The sequence below is a fragment of the Hymenobacter arizonensis genome, assembly GCF_900115775.1.
Classification (GTDB): domain Bacteria; phylum Bacteroidota; class Bacteroidia; order Cytophagales; family Hymenobacteraceae; genus Hymenobacter; species Hymenobacter arizonensis.
In genome coordinates, this window is the sequence record NZ_FOXS01000006.1 from 259118 (window position 1) to 274436 (window position 15319).

General features: G+C 58.2%; 14 protein-coding genes. 4 read left to right on the forward strand and 10 right to left on the reverse strand.

Going from position 1 to position 15319, the window contains the following annotated elements:
- The first annotated feature begins 216 nt into the window (after positions 1 to 216).
- Both BMZ66_RS19660 and mltG read left to right on the forward strand, forming a co-directional pair.
- A complete protein-coding gene (locus BMZ66_RS19660; protein ID WP_092677510.1) occupies positions 217 to 1722 on the forward strand; it encodes a helix-turn-helix domain-containing protein in 1506 nt (501 codons plus the stop codon).
- A gap of 153 nt (positions 1723 to 1875) precedes the next feature.
- The gene (gene mltG, locus BMZ66_RS19665; protein ID WP_092677512.1) at positions 1876 to 2910 is read left to right on the forward strand and encodes an endolytic transglycosylase MltG; all 1035 of its coding nucleotides are present in this window, start codon (positions 1876 to 1878) and stop codon (positions 2908 to 2910) included.
- A gap of 81 nt (positions 2911 to 2991) precedes the next feature.
- Here mltG and BMZ66_RS19670 read toward each other — a convergent pair whose 3' ends face one another.
- Together BMZ66_RS19670 and BMZ66_RS19675 are read right to left on the reverse strand one after the other, a co-directional pair.
- The gene (locus BMZ66_RS19670) at positions 2992 to 4503 is read right to left on the reverse strand and encodes a hypothetical protein (RefSeq protein ID WP_143080298.1); all 1512 of its coding nucleotides are present in this window, start codon (positions 4501 to 4503) and stop codon (positions 2992 to 2994) included.
- A 160-nt stretch (positions 4504 to 4663) separates the two neighbouring features.
- The gene (locus BMZ66_RS19675; RefSeq protein ID WP_092677518.1) at positions 4664 to 5590 is read right to left on the reverse strand and encodes a glycosyltransferase family 2 protein; all 927 of its coding nucleotides are present in this window, start codon (positions 5588 to 5590) and stop codon (positions 4664 to 4666) included.
- 157 nt (positions 5591 to 5747) lie between these two features.
- On the opposite strand from BMZ66_RS19675, the gene dtd reads away from it, so the two are divergent.
- Positions 5748 to 6194: a D-aminoacyl-tRNA deacylase gene (dtd, locus tag BMZ66_RS19680; protein WP_092677520.1), complete on the forward strand. Its 447-nt coding sequence runs from the start codon at positions 5748 to 5750 to the stop codon at positions 6192 to 6194.
- Positions 6195 to 6205: 11 nt separating this feature from the next.
- Positions 6206 to 6532, forward strand: coding sequence for a nucleotide pyrophosphohydrolase (locus tag BMZ66_RS19685; protein ID WP_092677522.1), 327 nt, complete (start codon positions 6206 to 6208; stop codon positions 6530 to 6532).
- 14 nt (positions 6533 to 6546) lie between these two features.
- On the opposite strand, the gene BMZ66_RS19690 is transcribed toward BMZ66_RS19685, so the two are convergent.
- From BMZ66_RS19690 to BMZ66_RS19725, 8 genes are all read right to left on the reverse strand, one after another.
- Entirely contained in the window at positions 6547 to 7287 is a 741-nt protein-coding gene (locus tag BMZ66_RS19690) for a 2-phosphosulfolactate phosphatase (protein WP_092677524.1), read from the reverse strand.
- A gap of 88 nt (positions 7288 to 7375) precedes the next feature.
- Entirely contained in the window at positions 7376 to 8479 is a 1104-nt protein-coding gene (gene gcvT, locus BMZ66_RS19695) for a glycine cleavage system aminomethyltransferase GcvT (protein ID WP_092677526.1), read from the reverse strand.
- 157 nt (positions 8480 to 8636) lie between these two features.
- Positions 8637 to 9701, reverse strand: coding sequence for a branched-chain amino acid aminotransferase (locus tag BMZ66_RS19700; protein WP_092677528.1), 1065 nt, complete (start codon positions 9699 to 9701; stop codon positions 8637 to 8639).
- A 166-nt stretch (positions 9702 to 9867) separates the two neighbouring features.
- Complete coding sequence (locus tag BMZ66_RS19705; RefSeq protein ID WP_092677530.1) at positions 9868 to 10416, reverse strand: cob(I)yrinic acid a,c-diamide adenosyltransferase; 549 nt, start codon at positions 10414 to 10416, stop codon at positions 9868 to 9870.
- A gap of 240 nt (positions 10417 to 10656) precedes the next feature.
- Entirely contained in the window at positions 10657 to 11376 is a 720-nt protein-coding gene (locus tag BMZ66_RS19710; RefSeq protein WP_092677532.1) for an ABC transporter ATP-binding protein, read from the reverse strand.
- A 13-nt stretch (positions 11377 to 11389) separates the two neighbouring features.
- Positions 11390 to 14116: a tetratricopeptide repeat protein gene (locus BMZ66_RS19715; protein WP_092677534.1), complete on the reverse strand. Its 2727-nt coding sequence runs from the start codon at positions 14114 to 14116 to the stop codon at positions 11390 to 11392.
- 53 nt (positions 14117 to 14169) lie between these two features.
- Complete coding sequence (gatC, locus tag BMZ66_RS19720) at positions 14170 to 14457, reverse strand: Asp-tRNA(Asn)/Glu-tRNA(Gln) amidotransferase subunit GatC (RefSeq protein ID WP_092677536.1); 288 nt, start codon at positions 14455 to 14457, stop codon at positions 14170 to 14172.
- Positions 14458 to 14482: 25 nt separating this feature from the next.
- Positions 14483 to 15301 carry a lysophospholipid acyltransferase family protein gene (locus BMZ66_RS19725; RefSeq protein WP_092677538.1) on the reverse strand — a complete coding sequence of 273 codons (819 nt, stop codon included), beginning with the start codon at positions 15299 to 15301 and terminating at the stop codon, positions 14483 to 14485.
- Between the last annotated feature and the right edge of the window lie 18 nt (positions 15302 to 15319).

A 15319-nucleotide genomic window follows, 5' to 3' on the forward strand; every position in this document is an offset into this window, starting at 1 on the left:
TGAAAACGTGGCGTTTGGCTAGCGGCCTACACAAACATACGAAAGCGAATTCTAATTGTTAGCGAATATTCGCTAAAATATCAAAATTTGCAAAAGCTCTTAACTTTGGTCCTTGCAACGACGGACAAAAAAATCCTCATCCTTGCCCGTGAAGCCCCTTTTGTAACTTTCAAAAGCTAGGACATCGGCTCGTAAAAATTTTAGCACTGCATACAAATGCTTAACCACGGCCAAGTAGTCCGCCTCATTTTTGGCCTAAAGCTGCGCGAGCTACGCCAAGAGCGCGGCCTTAGCCCCGCCGAATTGGCGCGTACTTGTGATTTGTCGGTCAGCTACTTAAATGAGATAGAGAAAGGAAAAAAGTACCCCAAGGCCGACAAAATCCTAAGCCTGAGCCAGTGCCTGGGCGTGCGATACGACCAGCTGACTTCCCTGCAGCTGCCGCGCCGTCTCGAGCCCATCGCGGAGCTGCTGAACTCCAAGATGCTGAAGGAGTTTCCGCTGGATATGTACGGCTTGGAACCGGCGCGCATCATCGAACTGATTGCCAACGCCCCGGCGAAGATGAACGCCTTCATCAGCACCATTTTCGAGATTGCCCGGAACTACGAGATGCGGCAGGAGCACCTGTTTCTGGCTGCCCTGCGCTCGTATCAGGAGATGCACGACAACTATTTTGAGGACCTGGAGCAGGACGTGCGTGCTTTTGTGGGCAGCCACCAACTTGCGACCACGGCGCCTTTCGACCTGAGCCAGCTAGAGCGGGTGCTCACCGAAGAATACGGCTACACCCTGGACCGCGAAACGCTGGGCCACCACGCTGTGGCCACGCAAGCCCGGCTGCGGTCGGTGTTTCAGCCCAAGACCAAACGCTTGCTCATGCGCCCGGGCTTAAGCCGGGGCCAGCAGGCCTTCGTATTGGGCCGCGAAGTAGCCTTCAACTACCTGAAACTGGCAGAACGGCCTTATGTGAGCAGCAGCACCCAGGTGCGCTCCTTCGACGAAGTGCTCAACAATTTCAAAGCGTCGTATTTCGCCGGAGCGCTGCTGATGGAGGAAGAGACCCTGCTGCGCGATTTACGCAAGGTATTTGGGGCCAAAAAGTGGAACCCGAACCTGCTGCTGGATTTGCTGAAGCAGTATGACGTTAGCCCGGAGATGTTTATGCAGCGCCTGACTACCCTGCTCCCGCGTCATTTTGGCTTGCAAAGCTTGTTCTTCCTGCGCTTCGACCAGCCCAGTGCCGACACTCCATATGAACTGACCAAGGAGCTGCACCTGGCCCGCCTGCACAACCCGCACGGCAACGAGCTGAACGAACACTACTGCCGCCGCTGGGTGAGCCTGCGCCTCATGGACGAGGCCCGCGCCCTGCCCGTACCCGATACGGCCGCAGCTCCCGTCACGGTAGCGGGCGCCCAGAAATCGCACTACTTCGGCACCGACGATGAATACCTGTGCTTCACGCTCGCCCGCGCCGGCACGCCCACTCAGCAGGCCCTGAGCGTGACCATCGGCCTGCGTTGCGACGACAACCTCCGCACGCAGGTCCGCTTCCTGGCCGACCCGGCCCTGCCCTTCCGGATTGTAAACGAGACCTGCGAGCGCTGCCCCATTGCCGACTGCGAATCGCGGGCGGCGGCTCCCACCGAAATTGTAAGACAGGCCGAGCGGGAGGCGTTTGAAGCGGCAGTAAACGCTCTAGTGAACGGCGAGCACTAACGCCGGCGAATTTTCGTTGGCTAAGCCGTGTGCTGATGAGCAACTGTCTGGCTGGAATTCCTGAAGGCCGAGATGGGATGGGCTAGGCACGGCTTCATTTTTGTTGCAGTGGAGTTAGAAGCCTGAACTACTTCTCTGCCGTTATCTTAATTTATGCGTTTAGCTCTCATCGGGGGACTTTCTTTATTGCTGTTCCTGATTGCGGGTGGCTATGCGGCGTGGCGGGTTTTTTATCGGCCCAATGTGGCGGCTTTTCCCGAAGCTCCCGCCTACCTCTACATCCGCACCGGAACCGGGTTTGCCGCAGTGCAGGACTCGCTAACCAAACACCAGCTGCTGCAGGAGCCCGCAACGTTTGCCTGGGTGGCCAAGCAGCAAAACTATCCCGCACAAGTAAAGGCCGGCCGCTACCGGCTAGAGCCTAACTTGGGCAACCTGGACCTGGTGAGAATGCTGGCCGCTGGCCTCCAGGACACCATACAGTTCGAGCTCAAGCCCTTTCACTACCTCGACCGCCTGCCGCGCCAAGTAAGCCGCCAGCTCGAAACCGACTCTTTCAAGCTGGAACTCCTTTTAGGCGACAACACCGGCCTGCGCCGCCGCTATCAGCTCGACACCTGCACCATTCGCACGCTCTTTATTCCCGGGAAGTACCAACTGCTGTGGAATACCGATGCCGCCACCTTCCTGGATACTATTGCGGCCAACCACCGCCGCTTCTGGACCGCCGCGCGCCGGGCCCAGGCCGATTCTCTGAAGCTCACGCCCGTGCAGGTGAGCGTGCTGGCCAGCATTGTGCAACGCGAAACGGCCCAGCTCACCGACAAGCCCCTGATAGCAGCCGTGTACCTCAACCGCCTGCGCAACGGCCAGCCCCTGCAGGCCGACCCTACCCTGCTCTGGCCCCTGCACGGCCTGGGCACCCGCAAGCGCGTGCTCAACGTGGACAAAAAGGTAGATTCTCCCTACAATACTTACCGCCACAAGGGGCTACCACCAGGCCCCATCACCACGCCACTGCCCAGTTCCCTCAATGCGGTGCTGCGCCCGGCTCACAACAAGAACCTGTTCTTCTGCGCTCGGCCCGATGGCAGCGGCTTTTCTGACTTTGCCGAGACCTACGCCGAGCACAAGCTCAACGCCCGGCGCTACCACCGCCGGCTCGACAGCTTGGGTATAAAACGCTAGACCGATTCTAGTAGTCGGTAACGCTAGTCTTGGAAATTAGCCTCGTTTCTGCAAAGTGTTATGGGCAACCCGTACGAAGGGCTACTGCAACCGATACAGCCGAAGCGGCAGGCTGTCGGCGGCGGCTTCCTGCTGAGCGGCCAGTGTTTCGGTGAAGCCGTTTCCGGTATACTCCGAATGCTCCAGAAACAACAGGGCCTGTTGTAAATGTGGCGCGGGCCACGCGGCTACGGGAGTAGTCCGGCGCAGGGAGTCGAACTGATGCACACCCGCCACGCGCCAGTAGCCGTCGAGCAGTACGTACTCGTAGCCCTGTTGGCGCAGGCTGGCTAGCTGCCGCTCGTTATTCACAACTTTCAGGGTTTGGCTGCTGCTTAGGTAGGGCGCCACTCCTTGGCTTACAGTGCTGGCTACTTTCGTCGCGCCGTGGGCCTGCAGCCACGCAGCTACGAGGGGGTAGGGTGTGGGCAGTGCAGCGTATAGCTCTTGCTGAACCCGAAAGACATTCAGTCCTACCACAGCCAATACCAAGAATATTATTACCAGGCGAGGCAGCAATTGCCGGGCGCTCAGCAGTACCAACGCCGCCAGCGGAAGGTAGGCAAAGAGTATCCCGCGCGGGGCCTTCACCAGTAGCGACATCCCCGCCAGTAAGCAACAAGCCCACACGAATAAATACGGGAGCAGAGGCAGAGCCTTTCCCCACATCATAGCACCTCGGCGCCAACCCCGCCACACCAACCAGGCCGAAACCACAAGCCCAATGAGTAGGACGGGCGCCTCATAGTTTGCTAGGTACCGGAAGTAATACAGCAAATCCAGATTGAAGGTGTTTTCGCGACCGGAAAGATTAGGTTTGGGCAGCGTTACTTGGAGGACGTAAAATGCCAGCCAGCGGTACCAGGGCAAGCCAATAGCCACCGCAACTACCCCAAACACTACGTAAGGAGCAGCTAATATGAGCAGCACCTTCACCCAAAGATTGCGCTGCCGCCACAAGGGGTCAGCCTGCCACAGCTCCAACGCAACCACAATCGGCACAACGAACAGAAACTTGTAGCTGCAGGTCAAGCCAACTGCCAACCAGACGGCCACCCGCAGAATCCTTACCGCACTAGGTTGCTGCATCCGGGCGTAGTGGCTTCGCATAAGGCCCGCACACAGAATCAGGTTGAGGGAGCTCATCGTGAAGTCGCGGCCCGAAAAGGTGAGAAGCAACGATGTTCCGCCCAGTAGCGTTAGGGCCGCTGTTTCGGGCCCCGTAAACTCAGCTTTTTGCGAAACCCACGCCACAAACAAGCCCAGTCCAATTATACTTAGCAACGCATTGGTAGTTTGAAAGACCAAAAAATTGCTGGTGAATAGCCCCAACGGGGCATAAGCCAAGTAAAAACCAGGGCTACCCAAGTGGAACAGATGCAAGAAATTACCTTGCGCTACTTCGAGTATGATGCTCCAGTTGTGCACCGAGTCATAGTCCGACGGCCCAGCTTCTGGCAAGCGCCACAAGCGTAGCACGCTCACCAGCAGCAGCGCCATGAGTAGCCACAAGAGCCGGCCCTGCTGCTGACGTTCAGTTATAGGAGCTGCCAAAGGATGCATAGATTAATGTTTGCCGCTGCCACTACCTGAGCAGCTACAAAGGTCGGCAAAGCCCATTCAAATAGCTCTATCGAACGCTCTCTCCTATTGCTGCCCCAGCGCACAGATATCCCTTGTCGCGACACCGTACGTGCTGTTTATGGAAGTTTGCTCAGGTCAAATTTGAGTTGGCAACCAAGTACAGCGGGCGACGGCGCACATCAGCATTCAGCCGCGAGAGGTATTTACCTATTACCCCGATAGCTACTAGTTGAACGCCGCCTAAAAAAAGCACGCTAATCATAAGCGAAGGCCAGCCTGGCACATAGTTGTGGGCTACGAATCTGGAATACAACGTGTATAGCGTTGCGACAAACGCAATGAATGATACACCGAAACCCGAAACGGTAGCAGCTTTGAGCGGAACGTCGGAAAAGGCCGTTATGCCATCGAGGGCCAACTGAAGCAGCTTCTGATAAGTGTAGCCACTCTCGCCACTCGCCCGCCCGGCCCGGTCGTATTCTACAAACGTCTGCCGGTAGCCCACCCAAGCAATTTGACCGCGCAAAAATTTGCTTCGCTCTGGCATTTGCCGCAGGGCTGCCACCACCTTGTGCGAAATAATGCGAAAATCACCAGTATCAACGGGGATTTCTACTTCCGTTATCTGAGTCAGCAAACGGTAGAATAGCTTCGCTGTAAGCTGCTTAAACAAGCTTTCACCTTCCCGCGAGCGGCGCTTGGCATATACCACGTCGTAGCCCTCGCTTAGCTTTCGGTATAATGGCTCAATCAGCTCAGGAGGGTCTTGCAAGTCGGCATCAATGATGACTACAGCCTTCCCCACCGACAAATCAAGACCTGCAGATATGGCAATCTGATGGCCAAAATTGCGGGTTAAATCAACATATCGAACGGCCGGGTCTTGACTCGCCAATTTCTTGATTAGCCCCAAAGAATTATCCTTAGAGCCGTCGTTGACAAAAATCAGCTCAAACTTAGATAAACCAAGCCCCCATATTACACTTGATAGCCTGTCATACAATGCATTGACATTAGACTCCTCGTCGTATATGGGTATAATGACCGATAAATCCATTGCACAGATGATATTGTCTTCTCGCCTCAAAACGGGCAAGTACCACCCGCTCAAAAGTACTAACCAACCTCTGTGCTTCTAAACCCAGAGCCGACCCATGCCTAAGTTTGCGGCTGTGGCGCCATAAAAACGAATTCACATCGGGCCACATCCCTCTATGCGTCTTGTTATCCAACGCGTCAGCGAAGCCCAGGTCACCGTCGAGGGCCAGATTACGGGGCGCATCGGTCCGGGGCTGCTCGCCCTGGCTGGGTTTGCGCCCACCGATACTACCGCCTCGCTTACCTGGATGTGCCGCAAGCTGGTGCAGCTACGCATTTTTGGCGATGAAAATGGCCAAATGAACCGCAGCGTGGTTGATACCAATGGGGAAATATTAATCGTGAGCCAGTTTACTCTCCTGGCCGATGCGCGCAAGGGCAACCGCCCCAGCTACATAGGCGCCGCCCCTCCGCCCATTGCCGAGCCGCTGTACCAACAATTTGTAGCCATAGTGGCGGCAGAGTTGGGCAAGCCCGTGCCCACTGGCGTTTTTGGCGCCGATATGAAAGTGAGCCTGCTCAACGATGGCCCGGTAACAATTGTAATCGATACACCCGCCTAAAAATCACATCCATGACCCTAGAAGAAGCCCAGAAGACCGTCGACACATGGATTACCACCACGGGCGTTCGTTACTTCAATGAGCTCACCAACATGGCCATTCTCACCGAGGAAGTGGGCGAAGTGGCCCGGCTGATTTCGCGGCAATACGGCGAGCAGTCGTTCAAGGAATCTGACAAGGGCCGCGAACTGGGCGATGAGCTGGCCGACGTGCTATTCGTCGTCATCTGCCTAGCCAACCAAACTGGTGTCGATTTGACTGAGGCTCTGACTCGCAACTTAGCCAAGAAAACCCAGCGCGACAGCCAGCGTCATCACGATAATGAGAAGCTAAAATAATTTCCTTTTCGGCCTCAAGAGCCCACTAATTGCCCTTGATTCAGAACCAGCCGGTCCTTTTTCCAGATAGGCAACACATCGGCGTAAGCGTCTATTCGCAGGCAAAAGTCAAAGTCCTGGCTGGCTTCCAAAGAATTGAGACGGCGGACGTGGGCCGATTGCAGCAGATACCCAGCTAAATCGGCTTTGCTCTGCTGCCAAAGGTGCAGCGCGGCCAAGGTGGCGTCGGAGCTGCGGACATCGAACTCATCGGCCAGTAATTCGGCCAAGGCTCCACCAAATACGGTGTCTTCCAGGCAGAACCGGCCCTTCCAGCCAGCACAAACCACTAGCACATCGCGGCCCTGCTGACGGGCAAATTCAGCCACGGCCCCCAAGTTCAAAAACGACCCCACTACCACTGCCTCTGCGGCCAAGGAGCGCCGCAGGGCAGCCGTGCCGTTGGTGGTGCTAATGGTAAGGGCGCGGCCCCAAACCGGGAAGGCAGCGTCCAGGAAGCCAAAGGGCGAGTTGCCTAGGTCGAACCCAACAGCGGGCACGCCGTCACGCTCGGCGGCGGTCAGGCACCCGTGCTGCTGGCCATACGCAGTGCATTCTTCCAAAGATGCTACGGGAAATACGTGCGTCACGCCCTCGCCCAGCGCGGTTACGATGGTACTGGAAGCCCGTAGAATGTCAACAATGACTGCTACCTGACCCGTGAGGTCGTATAGCGGCAGCAGCTCGGGAGAATAGCAAATATCTAGTTTGGGCACTTGTCTGTTGTCAGTTGCTCGTTGTTGGGTGCGGGTTGCGGCTCGCGGCGTTTGCTCACCAACAGCCCGCACCCAACCATAAATTAGCCTACGCCTCAGCGCCCTTAGTCAGCGGCAATTTGCTTATCGTAGCGGGCAGGTTCTTGCCGCGGATTTGCACGAAAATCTGCGTGCCGGGCGCGGCGAACTCCGATTTCACGTAGCCCATGCCAATGCCTTTGCTCAAAGAAGGCGACTGCGTACCGCTGGTAACGTCCCCAATTTTCTGGCCTTCGGCGTCCACCAGCTCGTAGTGGCCGCGCGGAATGCCGGGGCCGTCCATGATGAAAGCCACCAGCTTTTTGTTGACGCCAGCTTCTTTCTGTTTTTTAATATTTTCGGCGTTGGTGAAATCCTTGGTGAACTTGGTAATCCAACCCAGGCCGGCTTCCAGGGGCGAAGTGGTGTCGTCGATGTCGTTGCCGTAAAGAGCGAAACCCATTTCGAGGCGCAGCGTGTCGCGGGCACCCAAGCCGATGGGCTTGATGCCGTGGGCCTGGCCGGCAATCATGATTTTATCCCAGACCTCGGCGGCGTGCTCGTTCGGAATGTATAGCTCAAATCCGCCCGCGCCGGTGTAGCCGGTAGCCGAAATAATGACATCGGGCGCGCCGGCAAAGGTGCCCTGCACAAAGGAGTAGTACGGGATGCTGGACAGGTCCACATCGGTCAGGGTTTGCAAGGCGGCACTGGCTTTGGGGCCCTGCACGGCAAACAGGCTGGTGCGGTCGGAAATATCCTCCATCTCCACGCCCTGGTTGTTGAACTGCTGAATCCAGTTCCAGTCTTTTTCGATGTTAGAGGCATTCACCACTAGCAAATAATCCTCATCGGCCAGCTTGTACACGAGCAGGTCGTCCACGATGCCGCCGTCGCGGTTGGGCAGGCAAGAATACTGCGCTTTGCCCGGAGTGAGCTTGCTGGCGTCGTTGCTGGTCACGCGCTGAATCAGGTCGAGGGCCTGGGCTCCGCGCAAGCGAAACTCGCCCATGTGCGACACGTCAAAAATGCCCACCGCCCGGCGCACCGTGTGGTGCTCGTCCAGGTCGGAAGAGTAGCGCACCGGCATGTTGTAGCCGGCGAAGGGCACCATTTTAGCGCCCAGCTTTTGGTGCGTGTCGTTGAGGGTAACGGTTTTCAGAGAAACGGTCATGAGAGGGACTGACTGGCGGATTGACGGAGTGGGAATGTACTTGGTGCTGCAAAGGTGGGGCAAAAAAGAAAAGCCGCTTCTGAGCGAAGCGGCTTTTCTTTTCTTAGTCAAATAAAAGCGGCCGCAACCACGCTGCGGCTCGGCCATTTGGGAGTGCTTATAGCCGCACCATCCAGTTGTGTACGTCGGCCCCTTCGCCGCTCCGAATCGCATCGAGGGCTGCGCCTACGCGCTTAGAGAAAGCATTAGGGCCCACTTTGGGCAAGTCGTAGTCGTTGCCTTCGTAGCCGATGGTAGCGATGGGCGCGATGGTAGCGGCAGTGCCAGCACCAAACGCTTCTTCAAGCTTGCCAGCAGCCAGAGCTTCCATTATTTCGCGGCTGCTCACTTTGCGCTCCTCTACCGGAATGCCCATGTCGCGGGCCAGCTGCAGCACGCTGCGGCGGGTCACCCCGTCGAGGATGGACGTGCTCAGGGCGGGCGTCACCACGCGGCCGTCAATCACGAAAATGGCATTCATCGTGCCCGACTCCTCCACGTACTGATGCTCGGTAGCATCAGTCCAGATGAGCTGGTTGTAGCCTTCCTTTTGGGCCAGCTTGGTGGGGTACATGGCGCCGCCATAGTTACCGGCCGCCTTGGCATAGCCTGCGCCGCCCTCGGCCGAGCGCACGTACTTCTGCTCGAAGCGCACGCGCAGGGGCTTGTTGTAGTACAAGCCCACGGGGCAGGTAAAAATCATGAAACGGTAAGACTCCGAAGGCCGCACACCAATGAAGCCGTCGGTGGCGAACATAAACGGCCGGATGTAGAGCGAGCTGCCTTCACTGGTAGGCACCCAGGCCGAATCGATGCGAATTAACTCACTCAACCCCTGCATAAGCAGCTCTTCGGAGATGTTGGGCATGCACATGCGGTCGGCCGAGGCGTTCAGCCGGGCCCAGTTGTCGAGCGGGCGGAACAGGGCCACGCCACCGTCGTTCTGGTGGTAGGCCTTCATGCCTTCAAAGATTGACTGGCCATAGTGCAGCGCCGAGTTGGCGGGGCTCACGGCCATGTCGCCGTAAGGCACAATTTGGGCCTCCTGCCACTCGCCATTGTGGTAGTCCACGGCAAACATGTGGTCCGAATACACCTTGCCGAACTCCAGGTTGGCTGGGTCAAGGTCGGTCAGGCGCGAAGCCGTGGTGCGTTGGGTGCGAATGGGAAGAATGTCAATCATAGGATGAAGTTTTCTGAGTACAAGTGGGCGGGATTTTCCGAGTACGGAGGATGGAGGCAGGGTGGCTATAATTAAGAACTCAAAGAAGCGGCAAAGGGATTATCGACGCGATGCAGCCTGGTATTCCAGGTTTTACGCGCATCAGTACCCATTAACTAAAATTCGATTAAAGTCGTGCCTTCCAGGTCACTTCTTCAACGCCAAGCTCGTGGGCCATGTAGCGGCTTAGCACAAACAGGTAGTCCGACAAGCGGTTCAGATAAACCACCACCAACTCGGCCACAAACGACTCTTCGCTGAGCAGAATAACCATGCGCTCGGCGCGGCGGCACACGCAGCGGGCCACGTGGGCGTGGCTCACGGCGGGGTGGCCACCAGGCAAAATAAAAGCGCGCAACTCCGGCAGTTCGGCATTCATGCGGTCCATTTCGTCTTCCAGCAGCGTCACATCAGCCTCGTGCAGGTCGGGCAGCTTCATCTTCGACTTCTCGGGGTCGGCGGCCAGGGCCGAACCCATGGTGAACAACCGGTCCTGAATTTCCTTCAGCAATGGCCGGCGGGTAGCATTCACGTCCTGGTCGCGCACCAAGCCGATGTAGGAATTCAGTTCATCGACCGTGCCGTAGCACTCAATGCGCAGGCTGCTCTTCGGCACGCGGGTGCCGCCAATGAGGGAAGTAAGGCCTTTGTCGCCGGTTTTGGTGTAGATTTTCATAAGCTGGAAAAAGAGCGGTCAAACTCCCCTCCTTGGATAAGAAGGGGATGTTTTCGCGCAGCGAAAACGGGGGTGGTTGGATTCGGTGAACCGAAGGTCGGCGGAGCCAACGATGGCTGAACGAATTGCAGGAGAACTGTTCGGGTATCGTTGACTCCGCCGACCTTCGGTTCACCGAATCCAACCACCCCAGCCGGCACTACGCGCCAGCGTCCCCTCCTCATCTGAGGAGGAGATTTTTTAATGGCTCGTTAAGGCATGCGTCGTGACATCCTTGTTTATCTCGTCCGATTCCACCAATCCATCGCGCAGGCGCACAATGCGGTGCGCGTAGCGGGCAATGTCCTCCTCGTGCGTCACCATAATGATGGTATTGCCTTTTGAGTACAGCGCCTCAAACAGGTCCATGATTTCGTGACTGGTCTTGGAGTCGAGGGCACCGGTGGGTTCGTCGGCCAGCAGCACACTGGGGTTGTTGACGAGGGCTCGGGCAATGGCCACGCGCTGGCGCTGACCACCGCTAAGCTCGTTGGGCCGGTGGGAAGCCCGGTCGGCAAGGCCCACGGAGCGCAGAGACTCAAGGGCCCGCTCGTTGCGCTCTTTTTTGTTCAAGCCGGCATAGATGAGCGGCAGCGCCACATTATCGAGGGCGCTGGCCCGGGGCAGCAGGTTAAAGCTCTGGAAAACGAAGCCAATTTCCTTGTTCCGCACTTCGGCCAACTGGTTGTCGCTCATCCGGCTCACGTCCTGGCCGTTGAGAATGTACTGCCCTTTGGAAGGCGTGTCGAGGCAGCCCACAATGTTCATCAGCGTGGACTTGCCCGAGCCCGACGGCCCCATGAAGGCTACATATTCACCGCGCGGAATCTGAATGCTTACCGAGCGCAGCGCGTGAATAACTTCCGCTCCCATCACGTAGTTTTTTGCGATGTCCGTTGTCTCAATTACGTTTGAATTCATGGCACTTTGGGGCTTATTGCAGAGGTGAGGGGGTCGGAGCCCCAGAGAATGACGCCGCCGCTGCTGCGCGGGCTGCTTGGCGCGCAGCGTATTCAGTAGCTAAAGTAGCATAGGCATCGGGTGGAAGCTGCTGCCTCAGCTGAGCCAACGCTTCGGTGGCATAGTCGCTCAGGCCGGCGTCGGCCGCGGCCAGTGCGTAGCTTCTCAACAGCGGGAGCGAGCGAGGGTTTTCGTCGAGCCCGGCGCGTACGGCTTCGTAAGCCGCTTGGTAATTGCGGCGGCGCGTGTAGAAGCTAGCCGCCGCCAACACCGCGTCCTCATTGAAGGGAGCCTCGCGCACAATGCGCTGGTAATTCTTAGTTGCTTCAACTGGCTTGTTCTGCTGCTCGGCCTGCTGCGCCTGCGCCAGCCAATTATTACCAACCCGGCCAGCTGTATTCTTGACCGGGACAATACTGCCAGCGGCTAACTGCTGCTGCACTTGCTGCCCCTGCTGCCGCTGCACAGAGTCAGAGGACGCCACCAGTCGGCCAGCCACTGCCAGGGCCGAGTCGGCACGGCCGCTCAAGGCCAGCGCATACACGCGGGCCTGTAAGGCCGACGTAGCCCCGTGCGTAGCCGCAAAGGCCAACTGGTTGGCAGCGGTGGCGTACTGCCCTTGCTGCAGCTGCCATAGTCCCAAGAGCTGTTGGTAGTAAGCCGCGCTGGCGCTGGTGCCGGCCGCTAGCGGTGCCAGTAGCTGTCGGGCCGACTGCTCCTCCCCTCTTGCGTGGCGCGCTAAGGCTTGCAAAAACAGTAGCTGCTCATAATAATTCGCATTAGCTGGTTCGTTGGCAAGCGTTGATAAGCGCCCCAACAACGCCGGCGTAAGCTGGTTTTTGCGCTTGGCTACATTGAATAGCACCAAATGATAGAGCTGCGCAAAGCTGGCATCGTCGAGTAGGCTGATACTGGTAGGTGGTCCGTCAGGGACCTTGCTCGAGGCGGGCGTTTGCAGCTGCAGCAGCGTGTAATTGCTGGCTAGCCCTGGCTCATCAACAGGCACTTTGGTGTCAATACTGAGCTTGCGCGCCTCTTCTAGTAGGTTCTGGCTTAATAAAAAGCCGAGTTGATTGGTGCGGCTTGCGTAGCTGCCTGGTGCTAGCTGTTCGGTCTTGTCTAAGTAAAAGGCGACCGAATCGGTGAGCGAGGTGCGGGTGAAAAGCTGCGCCAAATCGCCAGCTAGGGCGGCGCTTCTTGGTTCGGCTTTTAAGCCAAGCCGCAGCACTTCCAGGCCCTCGAACAAGTCGGCTGGGTCATTGAACAGCGCAGCCAGCCGAAGCGAGATTTTCTCGTTGGGGCCGCGCAAGAGCGCCCGTCGCAGCGCGTTGATTTCGTTTTGGCGCTGCTGCCGGAAACGGTAAAGAGCCGCACGTCCCATTTGGGCGTGCAGGTCGCCGCGATAAAGCACGTCGCCCGCCTCGGCATAGTACCGCTCGGCTAGCAACGCCAGGCTGAGGTTGCTGGGGTCAGCTTCGCTCTGCTGCCGGGTCAGGTCGCCGAGGTGGTTGTATTCACCGGCCGCAACTTGGTCGGTTAAGGGACGGTTGTTGCGCACCTGCACCATAATGAGCCCTCCCACCGCCAAAATATAGACTGGGTAAAAAGGCAGGCGCCGCGGCTCAAAGACCACCTTATAAACCCGCAGCCGCTTGCGGATAAGTGGTCCAAAATTCAGGAGCACATATGCCAGGAAAGCACCGCCCAAGAATAGCAGCGCCTGCGACGTAAAGTCGCGCGCAGCTCGCAGCAAGGGCGTGTTAGCAGTAGCAAACGCGTAGCCCAAAGCTCCGGCCGCGGCCATTAGCAGCAACGGATACAACTGGGTCGCCCGCGTATACGGAACCCAATCCGTGTAGGAGGGCGCCCGCAAGCGCAGGCCCAGGCCGGCGGTAACCACGGCGGGCAGCAACAGCACCAGCGGGTCGAGCTGCACGCCCGGGAAAAGCTCGAGCCTGCCGTTGTTCCAAACTAGCCAGAAAAGCGCACCCAAGTACAGCCCACTGGCCAGCACAAACGGCACCACGCCAAATCGGCTGGCTGGTTGCTCGGCCTGGGTATTAAACCACAGCAGCGCCCGAATATTCTCAAACCCCACCCACAACACCAGCAGTGCCACCATCACGGCGCCCCCCGTGGTAGCGTAGGCTGACAGCTGCAAGACTGTTTCGGTCGGCGGCAAGTCGCTCCCCACAAACAGCAGCGCACTCAACCCCGCAACGAGAGAACCAAAAATCAGCCAGCGCCAACCCAGCCGCAGGCGCTCAGCAAATGCGTGGAGCCCAAAGGCGCCCCCCACCAGCACCGCCAGTGCCAGGTATAGGAAATAGCGCTGCCCCGCTTCGAATACGCCTACCGCGTCGAGGTTGAGCGACATCAGCAGAAAAATGACCGGCACCATGCCGGCCACAAAACCCGCCCGGGGCAACGTGCTGGCCACCGCCAGCCAGCCGGCCAGCGCAAAAGCCAGCAGCAGCAAAAACAAGCTAGCAGCCAGCGGCTGCGTAAAGGGCCCCGCTACATCGTGCGTCAGGCTCACTACAAAGCCGCTCACCTGCACCGGCAGGCTCACAGCGCCTAGCGCCACTTGCTCCACCGTAAGAGGCACGTCCTCCAGGTGGGGCACCACCGTGAGGGGCAGCGTGGCGGTGCTGCCTGTGAAATAATAAAACACGGCCAGCCCTACGGCCAGCGCGGCCAATACAGCCAGCCAGGTAGGCAGTCCGAACCGTTGAGGAGTTGGTTGCGCCACCCTTATTCCAGCACTTTGGGCACCCGGAAATAATCCGAGTCTTTGCGCGGGGCGTTGCGCAGGCCATCTTGGTGGCTCACGGTGTTGCGGGCCTCGTCGTCGCGCAGCACGTTTATCTCCTGCGAGAGGTGCACCAGCGGCTCCACGCCGGTTGTGTCGAGGCCTTCGAGCTGGGCCACAAAATCGAGGATGTTGTTGAGGTCGCCGAGCATCTGCTTCTCGCGGGTTTCATCAAATTCGAGGCGGGCCAGATGGGCCAGGCCGCGCAGGGTGCCAAGGTCAGTACTCACGGAAGTGGGTGTTAAAGGGTACGAATCAGGAATTGACGGACTGTGGCTGCTCCTGCGAAACAGCAGGTGCACGCCAGGTGCTCGGACCGGGTTTCACGGCGCCTTCGGGCAGGAAGTCGCTGGTTAGCTGGGCAGCTACGCGCTGCTTCAGGGCTGGGATGTCGGCCAGGGTAAGTCCGTCGGTAGAAATGGGAGGATGGAAAACGATTTTGAGGCGGTGGTAGCGTACGCGGAGGTCTTTCGCGACATCAGGCATGAACATGTGGTTCAAGGGCATACCCACGGGCACCAGCGGCACCCTCATCTCAATAGCTAGCTGAAAGGCCCCATCCAGCAGGGGCAGCAATTCTTTGCCAGGCGTGGGAGAAATTCGGCCTTCGGCAAAAATGGCAATGCTCTTGCCCGCCGCCAGCCCGCGCCGGGCCGCTACCATAGCACGCCCCCGGCTCACGGCGCTGGTGCGGTCTACGGTGATGTAGACGTTGCCAAAGATGGGCCCCCACACCGGCACTTTCGCCAGCGAGGCTTTGCCCATCATGTTCAAAAACCCCGGGATATACTTGAACAGCATCATGATATCGACATACGAGCCGTGGTTGGCCACATACACGCAAGGCTGTGGAGTTGGCCCTTTGCTTTCGCGCACCACCTCAATGGGCACCGCCCACATCGTAATCGAAAACCACGACCAAAACCGGTTCAGCGCGTGCACCACGCCGTGGCCATCGGGCCGGCGGCTGAAGTACCACTGAAGCGGAAACGTGAGGACAAACGGCACCAGAAACCAGAACGTGGCCCAGGTGGTGTAGAGGCGCTGGCCGATGTAACGAAGCAGGTGGCGCATATCGGCAAAGTTAGCGGA

What these genes read in the sequence shown, in the direction of transcription:
- BMZ66_RS19675 (WP_092677518.1), bottom strand. Translation starts at nt 5,590, where the DNA reads ATGGATTTATCGGTCATTATACCCATATACGACGAGGAGTCTAATGTC.
- BMZ66_RS19705 (WP_092677530.1), bottom strand. Translation starts at nt 10,416, where the DNA reads ATGAAAATCTACACCAAAACCGGCGACAAAGGCCTTACTTCCCTCATT.
- BMZ66_RS19725 (WP_092677538.1), bottom strand. Translation starts at nt 15,301, where the DNA reads ATGCGCCACCTGCTTCGTTACATCGGCCAGCGCCTCTACACCACCTGG.
- mltG (WP_092677512.1), top strand. Translation starts at nt 1,876, where the DNA reads ATGCGTTTAGCTCTCATCGGGGGACTTTCTTTATTGCTGTTCCTGATT.
- dtd (WP_092677520.1), top strand. Translation starts at nt 5,748, where the DNA reads ATGCGTCTTGTTATCCAACGCGTCAGCGAAGCCCAGGTCACCGTCGAG.
- BMZ66_RS19660 (WP_092677510.1), top strand. Translation starts at nt 217, where the DNA reads ATGCTTAACCACGGCCAAGTAGTCCGCCTCATTTTTGGCCTAAAGCTG.
- BMZ66_RS19700 (WP_092677528.1), bottom strand. Translation starts at nt 9,701, where the DNA reads ATGATTGACATTCTTCCCATTCGCACCCAACGCACCACGGCTTCGCGC.
- BMZ66_RS19685 (WP_092677522.1), top strand. Translation starts at nt 6,206, where the DNA reads ATGACCCTAGAAGAAGCCCAGAAGACCGTCGACACATGGATTACCACC.
- BMZ66_RS19710 (WP_092677532.1), bottom strand. Translation starts at nt 11,376, where the DNA reads ATGAATTCAAACGTAATTGAGACAACGGACATCGCAAAAAACTACGTG.
- gcvT (WP_092677526.1), bottom strand. Translation starts at nt 8,479, where the DNA reads ATGACCGTTTCTCTGAAAACCGTTACCCTCAACGACACGCACCAAAAG.